Annotated in this window: 5 protein-coding genes; 2 read left to right on the top strand and 3 right to left on the bottom strand. The window is 60.9% G+C overall.

All coding sequences use genetic code 11. From position 1 onward, the window contains the following. Nucleotides 1-20 precede the first annotated feature (20 nt). Together nuoM and nuoN are read left to right on the top strand one after the other, a co-directional pair. Nucleotides 21-1,553 carry an NADH-quinone oxidoreductase subunit M gene (gene nuoM, locus DBP26_RS20200; RefSeq protein ID WP_108239293.1) on the top strand — a complete coding sequence of 511 codons (1,533 nt, stop codon included), beginning with the start codon at nucleotides 21-23 and terminating at the stop codon, nucleotides 1,551-1,553. Nucleotides 1,554-1,560: 7 nt separating this feature from the next. Beyond that, complete coding sequence (gene nuoN / locus DBP26_RS20205) at nucleotides 1,561-3,018, top strand: NADH-quinone oxidoreductase subunit NuoN (RefSeq protein WP_108239294.1); 1,458 nt, start codon at nucleotides 1,561-1,563, stop codon at nucleotides 3,016-3,018. Between the two features lie 1,112 nt (nucleotides 3,019-4,130). On the opposite strand, the gene DBP26_RS20215 is transcribed toward nuoN, so the two are convergent. The 3 genes from DBP26_RS20215 to DBP26_RS20225 form a co-directional block, all read right to left on the bottom strand. Continuing rightward, nucleotides 4,131-5,195: an AI-2E family transporter gene (locus tag DBP26_RS20215; protein ID WP_112198786.1), complete on the bottom strand. Its 1,065-nt coding sequence runs from the start codon at nucleotides 5,193-5,195 to the stop codon at nucleotides 4,131-4,133. A 133-nt stretch (nucleotides 5,196-5,328) separates the two neighbouring features. Next, complete coding sequence (locus DBP26_RS20220) at nucleotides 5,329-7,008, bottom strand: methyl-accepting chemotaxis protein (RefSeq protein ID WP_112198787.1); 1,680 nt, start codon at nucleotides 7,006-7,008, stop codon at nucleotides 5,329-5,331. A 232-nt stretch (nucleotides 7,009-7,240) separates the two neighbouring features. Continuing rightward, nucleotides 7,241-8,530, bottom strand: a 1,290-nt coding sequence (locus DBP26_RS20225; protein WP_256604728.1) for an ATP-binding protein, incomplete at its 5' end; no start/stop codon positions are given.

Consider the following 8,530-nt stretch of genomic DNA (forward strand, 5'->3'; position numbering starts at 1 on the left):
CGAAAGGAATTGAGCCCGTCATGATTCTGCCTTGGCTAATCCTGATCCCCTTCATCGGCGGCCTGCTGTGCTGGCAAGGTGAGCGCTTCGGCCCTACCCTGCCGCGCTGGATTGCGCTGCTGACTATGTCCCTGCTGACGGCCCTGGGCCTCTGGCTGTGGTTGACCGGTACTTACACCTACGCACCGACCCCCGGTGCCGATCCGAGCTGGGCCCTTGAATTCAAGGCCCAGTGGATCCAGCGCTTCGGTATCAGCGTGCACCTGGCGCTCGATGGTCTGTCGTTGCTGATGATCCTCCTGACCGGCTTGCTGGGTATTCTCTCGGTACTCTGCTCCTGGAAAGAGATTCAGCGTAACGTCGGTTTCTTCCACCTGAACCTGATGTGGATCCTGGGCGGCGTCGTCGGCGTGTTCCTCGCCATCGACCTGTTCATGTTCTTCTTCTTCTGGGAAATGATGCTGGTGCCGATGTATTTCCTCATCGCGCTCTGGGGTCACAGCTCGGCGGATGGCAAGAAAACCCGTATCTACGCCGCGACCAAGTTCTTCATTTTCACGCAGGCCAGCGGCCTGATCATGCTGGTGGCGATCCTGGGTCTGGTGCTGGTGCACTTCAACCAGACCGGCGTGATCACCTTCGCCTACGCCGATCTGCTGAAGACCAAACTGGCGCCTGGCACCGAGTACATCCTGATGCTGGGCTTCTTCATCGCCTTCGCGGTGAAACTGCCCATCGTGCCGCTGCACTCCTGGTTGCCTGACGCTCACGCCCAGGCCCCCACCGCAGGTTCCGTGGACTTGGCGGGTATCCTGCTGAAGACCGCTGCGTATGGTCTGCTGCGCTTTGCCCTGCCGCTGTTCCCGAACGCGTCGGCGGAGTTCGCGCCAATCGCGATGATCCTGGGCCTGATCGGTATCTTCTACGGTGCGTTCCTGGCCTTCGCTCAGACCGACATCAAGCGCCTGATCGCTTTTTCCAGCGTCTCGCACATGGGCTTCGTCCTGATCGGTATCTACTCTGGCAGCCAGCAAGCCCTGCAGGGCGTGGTGGTGCAGATGCTGGCGCACGGTCTGTCCGCCGCTGCGCTGTTTATCCTCAGTGGTCAACTGTACGAACGCCTGCACACCCGTGACATGCGCGAAATGGGTGGCCTGTGGAACAAGATCGCCTACCTGCCGGCCATCAGCCTGTTCTTCGCAGCCGCTTCGCTGGGTCTGCCGGGCACGGGTAACTTCGTCGGCGAGTTCCTGATCCTGATCGGTACTTTCGTCAGCGCGCCTTGGATCACCGCCATCGCCACTTCCGGTCTGGTGTTCGGTTCGGTCTACTCGCTGATCATGATCCACCGCGCCTACTTCGGCCCTGCAAAGACTGAAGAAATCTACCGTGGCATGGAAGGTCGTGAACTGATCATGGTGCTGGGTCTGGCGGTGCTGCTGGTGCTGCTGGGTGTCTACCCGCAGCCGGTCCTCGACACCTCCTCGGCGACCATGCATGGCGTGCAGCAATGGCTTGGCACTGCCTTCACTCAACTCGCTTCGGCCCGGTAAGAGCGCTATGGACCTGACGATTCAACACTTTATTGCGCTGGCGCCGCTGCTGATCACCAGCCTCACCGTTGTGGTGGTGATGCTGGGCATCGCATGGCGTCGCAGTCACTCGCAATCGTTCCTGCTCACCGTGGCGGGACTCAACCTGGCCCTGTTATCGATTTACCCGGCCCTCAAAGTCGCGCCGCTGGTGGTCACCCCCCTGCTGCAGATCGACAGCTTCGCCTTGCTGTACATCGGGATCATCCTGGTCTCGACCCTGGCCTGCGTCACCCTGGCACACGCCTACATGGGTGAAGGCAAGGCAGGCTACCCAGGCAACCGCGAAGAGCTTTACCTGTTGATCCTGATGGCCGCTGCCGGTGGCATGGTGCTGGTCGCCGCGCAACACCTGGCAGGCCTGTTCATCGGCCTGGAGCTGCTCTCGGTGCCGGTCTACGGTCTGGTCGCTTACGCGTTCTTCAACAAGCGCTCGCTGGAAGCCGGTATCAAGTACATGGTGCTGTCGGCCGCAGGTTCCGCGTTCCTGCTGTTCGGCATGGCATTGCTGTACGCCGACGCCGGCAGCCTGGGTTTCAGCGAAATCGGCAAGGCCATCGCGGCCACCGGCATGCCTAGCCAGATGGCCAGCTTGGGCTTGGGCATGATGCTGATCGGCCTGGGCTTCAAGCTGTCGCTGGTGCCCTTCCACTTGTGGACCCCGGACGTGTACGAAGGCGCCCCTGCACCAGTGGCGGCTTTCCTCGCCACGGCCAGCAAGGTGGCGGTATTCGGTGTGCTGGTGCGTCTGTTCCAGATCTCCCCTGCCGCTACCAGCGGTGTGCTGACTGATGTCATGGCGGTCATCGCCGTGGCATCGATCCTGATCGGCAACCTGCTGGCCCTGACCCAGAACAACCTCAAGCGTCTGCTGGGTTACTCGTCCATCGCTCACTTCGGCTACATGATGATCGCGATGGTCGCCAGCAAAGGCATGGCCGTTGAGGCCATCAGTGTGTACCTGGTGACTTACGTGTTGACCAGCCTGGGAGCGTTCGGGGTAATCACCCTGATGTCGTCGCCTTACAGCGGGCGCGATGCCGATGCGATGTTCGAATACCGGGGTCTGTTCTGGCGTCGTCCGTACCTGACTGCCGTACTGACCGTCATGATGCTGTCGCTGGCGGGTATCCCCCTGACCACCGGCTTCATCGGCAAGTTCTACATCATTGCCACGGGCGTAGAGGCTCACCTGTGGTGGCTGACCGGTTCGCTGGTCGTGGGCAGCGCCATCGGGGTGTTTTATTACCTGCGGGTGATGGTGACGCTGTATCTGCAGGATTCGAAGATCCAGCGCCACGATGCTCCGTTCAACTGGGCACAGCGTGCGGGTGGGGTGATGCTGTTGGGGATTACGCTGCTGGCGTTCTTCCTCGGCGTTTACCCACAGCCGCTGTTGACGCTGGTGCAGCACGCCGGGTTGTGAGGACTCGGTGAGATGTGAAGAGCCCCGCTTTTAGCGGGGCTTTTTTTTGGGTTTGGTTGGTGGGTACGGTTTTTGGGGTGAAGCGTGAGGCGGTTCTGGACTGATTGATCGCATTACAGGGTTGCTGGTTTTTTGGGGTTGGGGGCGGATCCGTTGCCGAAAAGTGTCCACCATGTTTCCGGTCTATACACCAAGACAAATGGGGCCGCTGCAAAAGCGGAACGGTGAATCAGCATCACCCTCGCCAATGGATCAGCCCTCGGTTTCGGGACCCGTATAGCCTGGTTATGGGCGCCGCTGAAATCGGGGGCAGATCCGTTGGCGTGTGGGCTGGGAGCCAGGTTTCGCTCCTTACGAGCGACTCCATTTTGTCTTGGCAAAATGGAGGAAAACCGCTTGCTCCTGGTTTGGCCCTGACTGCGTCAGGGTTCCTTCCCTCCGGCGCCGCTCCGTGGGCACGCCGCGGACGGCCATCCATGGCCGCGCGGCTCTCGCGGCTCCCGGCCGCTCAACCCACTCCACGACACCTCCGCTCAGCCTGCACCCAAGTCGCGTTCGGCGGTGGCTGGGCTGTTTGTGTAGGAAGATCAAAAGCGAATAGCGAATAGCGAATAGCGAATAGCGGAGCATCGTTCGGTTTTAGGGTAAGGGTTGATCGTGCTTGGCTTTGGCTTTGGCTTTGGCTTTGGCTTTGGCTTTGGCTTTGGCTTTGACTTTGCTTTTGCTTTTGCTTTTGCTTTTGCTTTTGGTGCGCGATAGCCCAAACACCACGGACCGCGACTTGGGTGCCGGCCGAGTGGAGGCGTTGCGCAGTGGGTTGAGCGGCCGGGAGCCGCGAAAGCCGCGCGGCCATGGATGGCCGTCCGCGGCGTGCCCACGGAGCAGCGCCGGAAGGAGGGAACCCGGCGCAGCCGGGCCAAACCAGGAGCAAGCGGTTTTCCCCATTTGCCAAGACAAATGGGGCCGCTGTAAAAGCGGAACAGTGAATCGGCGTCACCTCAGCCAATGGATCAGCTCTCGATATCGAGACCGTTCAATCCTGTGATGAGCATCGCTGAGATCGCGGGCAGATCCGTCTGCCCAGGCACCAGGCGGCCTCAACCCTGCAACGCCTAACCCGGCAATCGCACCGTTTTCTTCGCACTGGTAAACAATCCCCACGTCGACATGAACAGCGCCGCAACCATCGGCCCGATCACAAACCCGTTCAGCCCAAACACCGCCATCCCGCCCAGCGTCGAAATCAAAATCAGGTAATCGGGCATCCGCGTGTCCTTGCCCACCAGAATCGGCCGCAGGACATTATCCACCAGCCCGATCACGAACACCCCGAACAACCCCAGCACCACCCCCTGCCAGATCATTCCGCTGACTAGAAAGTACACCGCCACCGGCGCCCAGACGATGCCCGCCCCCACAGCGGGGAGCAGCGACAAAAACGCCATCGCCACCGCCCACAGCAGTGCGCTGGGAATGTCCAGCACCCAAAAAATCACACCACCCAGAGCCCCCTGCGTCACGGCCACGACCACATTGCCTTTCACCGTCGCCCGGACGACACGGGTGAACTTCAGTTGCAGACGACGCTTTTGGGGCTCGGCCAGTGGGATCGCCGTGCGAATCCGGCGCACCAGTTCCGGCCCGTCGCGCAGGAAGAAAAACAGCAAGTACAGCATGATGAAAAAACTCACCACGAAATCGAATGTGCCCTGCCCGAAGCTGAACGCCTGCGTGGCCAGGTATTGGCTGCCTTGCATCGCGGTTTTGGAAATCTTGTCCTGCAAGCTGTTGAAATCCCCCATCCCCAGGCGATCGAGCCAGTGTTGGAGAGAAATGGGCAGAACCGCCTTGAACTCGGCCAGGTATTTGGGAATGTCCAGTTGGCCACTTTCGACACTCTTGTACAGCGCAGCACCCTCCTGGACCATCAGCAGGCTGATGATGATCACCGGCAGGATTGCGATCAGCAGGCACACCGTTAATGTGCACAGCGAAACCACATTGCGCTTCCAGCCAAAGCGCGCCAGGAACCGCCGCTGCAGCGGGGCGAAGATAATGCCCAGGATCACCGCCCAGAACACGGCACCGTAGAACGGTAGGAGGATCCAGATGAACGCCAGGGTGACCAGCACCAAGAGCAGCATCAGGGTTTTGTTTTGAAGCGCGGTTTCGTTCATCTTTCTTCCATGTCGTCGAGGGCTGCTGAGCGCGGCCTGAACGTTAGTCCGCCAATCGCTGCAGGAGTGCCCACGGTGATAGGTCGACGAGGAAGCGGTGGATGGGCAGGCCTTGCGACGCGCCCATCCGAACCTAGATGCGGAACTGCCGCACCAGTTGACCAAGACGTTGATTGAGCTCGGTCAGGTTGCGCGAGGTCGTGGCGCTGTGTCGGGTCTCGTCGGCGACGCTTTCTACGGCGACGGCGATCTGATGAACGCTGCGATTGATTTCCTCGGCGACGGCGGTCTGCTCCTCTGCCGCACTGGCGATCTGTGCGTTCATCGAATTGATGGTGCCGATCAACTGGCCGATGGTGTCCAGCGAAACCCCCGCCTCGTTCGCCCGCGCCGAGGTGCCGTCACCGGCCTCGCTGGAGCGGCGCATCGCTTCTACCGCCCCCTGCGTACCTTGTTGCAACCGATCGATCATGCCCTGGATTTCCTGGGTGCTTTGCTGTGTGCGGCTGGCCAGCGCACGCACTTCATCGGCCACCACCGCGAAGCCCCGCCCGGCCTCACCGGCCCGCGCGGCTTCGATTGCGGCGTTGAGCGCCAACAGGTTGGTCTGCTCGGCAATCGAACGAATCACCCCGAGTACGCCGACGATGGAGGTCACGTCATTTTGCAGGCTGTCCAACGAGGTGCCGCTGTGGCGGATATCGTTCACCAGCGCATGGATCTGCTGAATGCTGCCATTGACCACCCGCTTGGCGGCCTGGCCCTCTTCGTCGGTCTGTTGCGCGGCCACCGACGCCCCTTGCGCACTTTTCGCCACTTCCTGCGCCGCCGCTGACATCTGGTTGATTGCCGTGGCGACCTGATCGGTTTCGTGTCGCTGACGCTCCATGGCTTGTTCGGAACGTTGCGCTTGGTCCGTCACCTCGCCCACCAGCATCGTCAGTTGTGAAGTCATGTCGGCAATCTGCCGGACCAGGCCGTGGATCTTGTCGACGAAGCGGTTGAACGAATTCGCCAGGTCGCCCAGTTCGTCTTGCGAGGTCACCGTCAGACGACGGGTCAGATCGCCCTCTCCCGCAGCGATGTCATCCAGATTGCCCTTCATCAAGCGCAACGGACGCAGAATGCTACTGGCCATCCACACCCCGATCAGGGCGATGATGATCAGTAACAAAGCCGCGATGCCGATGATACTGATCAGCATGTCCTTCATTCGCTCGGCGACGACCTGGCGCACTTCGGCGACCTTGGCGTCGATATTGTCCAGATTCACTGACGAGCCCACCGCCATGTCCCATTTGGCCAGGTATTCGGAGTAGCCCAATTTCGGCACCAGTTCGTTGGAGCCGGGCAACGGCGAGGAATATTCGAGGTAATGGGTACCTGCTTTCGCGACCTCCACCAACCCGGCGTTGACGTAAACGCCGTTGGGGTCGCGAGCGTCCTTGAAGCTTTTGCCGATGCCGTCCGGGCTGTCGCCCTTGAACAGCCGCACCGCTTGAGAGTCGTAGCCGAAAAAATAGCCGTCTTTGGCGTATTTGACTTGCGAGAGCATCTTGATGACTTGCGCGCGGGCCTGCAGGTCCCCCGGCGCCGAGGCGTCATACAGCGGCTTGATCGTACCCATAGCGACCGCAACGTAGCTTTGCAGCGTGGCCCGGGCTTCGGCGAGCAAGTGCTGACGGGTTTCATCGACCTCTCGATCGGCCTGCTGACGCAGCATGACCACAGTGCTGACGCTGATGATCAGCGCGAACAGCAACACCGGAAGCACCGCCAGGGACAACACTTTGGCTTTCAGATTGAGCCGCATACGTATCGGGACCTTTTATTATTGTGTGCACTGCCACGAGGGGCGCCTTACCTGCTTAACGGCCCAGCGCGCGAAAAGTTGAGACGGCGACGGCGATCATTCTTGAAGGCTCCGGGCATGCGAACCGGCATCGACCGTCGGGACGGCACTGAACAGGCTGGGCAGTCGTACCGGTACATCCAGTGGCCGGGTTCGCGTTGCGCTGTGCCTTCGGCCGCTGGACCAAGGAGGGTCAGTGAACGCTTTGCCTGTCGGGCAGCTCGATACGCACCTGCAATCCTCCCAATGGACTGTCCAACAAGTGGATATGGCCGCCCCAGGACTCGACGATGTCCTTGACGATGCCCAGTCCGAGACCATGGCCCGTCACCTGCTCATCCAGCCGGTGGCCGCGTCCGACCACGTCTTCACGCTGAACCGGAGGAATCCCGGGGCCATCGTCGTCGATCAGCAGGCGATAGCCCTCGGGCGTTTCCGTGATCGACAGGCGCACCGTGCTGTCGGCCCATTTGCAGGCGTTGTCCAACAGGTTGCCGAGCAGTTCGAGCATGTCTTCGCGATCCCACGGGAGTATGAGCTCCGGTGCAACATCGTTGCTCAACGCCAAGTGTTCGCCATGGATCATCTGCAAGGTGGAAAACAACCCTGGCAACTCCGCGTCGCAGTCGAATCGCACGCCGGGCAACGCGTCCCCCGACAACCGGGCCCGGTTCAGCTCACGTTCGAGGCGTTGCTGAATCTGCCGCAACTGATCCTGCAGCGTGGCCTGGATCTGCGGGTGCTGGGCCAACTTTTGCCCCTGAGCAAGGCTCATCAGCACGGCCAAAGGCGTTTTCAGCGCGTGGCCAAGGTTGCCCAGTGCATTGCGCGAGCGCTTGAGGCTGTCTTCGGTGTGCGCCAGCAGGTGGTTGATCTGCGCCACCAAAGGCTCGAGCTCCAGAGGAACAGCCTCATCCAAGTGCGTGCGCTGGCCCTGTTGCAGCTGCTGGATCTGATCCCGTGCCCGGTCCAACGGCCGTAGCGCACGCCGCACGGTGATCCGTTGCAGAATCAGAATCAACATCAGCCCCCCCAGCCCCAAGGCAAGACCGATGCGCTGCACCAGCGCAAAGCTGGATTTGACCGGGGTGTAATCCTGAGCGACGGTGATGGAAATCGGCTGGCCAAACTTGCGGTACTCGGTGTGCAGCAGCAACAGCGATTGGCTGGCCTTGGCCAATTTCACATCGGCGTTGAGGCCGGGCGCGTCCGGTTGCGGCAATTCAAGATCCCATAACGAGCGCGAGCGCCAGTGACCGCCGTCGAAGTCGATCCGGAAGTAGTGGCCCGAATAGGGTCGTTGGTAGCCGGGCGATAGACGATGCTCGTCCAGTTGCAGCCCCGACGGCCCACGCACGATGGCAACGAGTAACATTTCGGCGTCGTTGCGCAGCCCGGATTCCAGGTACCGTTGCAACCCGACCTCGAACAGCCACAGGCTGATCTGTGCCAAGGCAAGGCCGATGATCAGCAGGACGCTGAT

It is taken from the genome of Pseudomonas sp. RIT409 (assembly GCF_003052515.2).
GTDB lineage: Bacteria > Pseudomonadota > Gammaproteobacteria > Pseudomonadales > Pseudomonadaceae > Aquipseudomonas.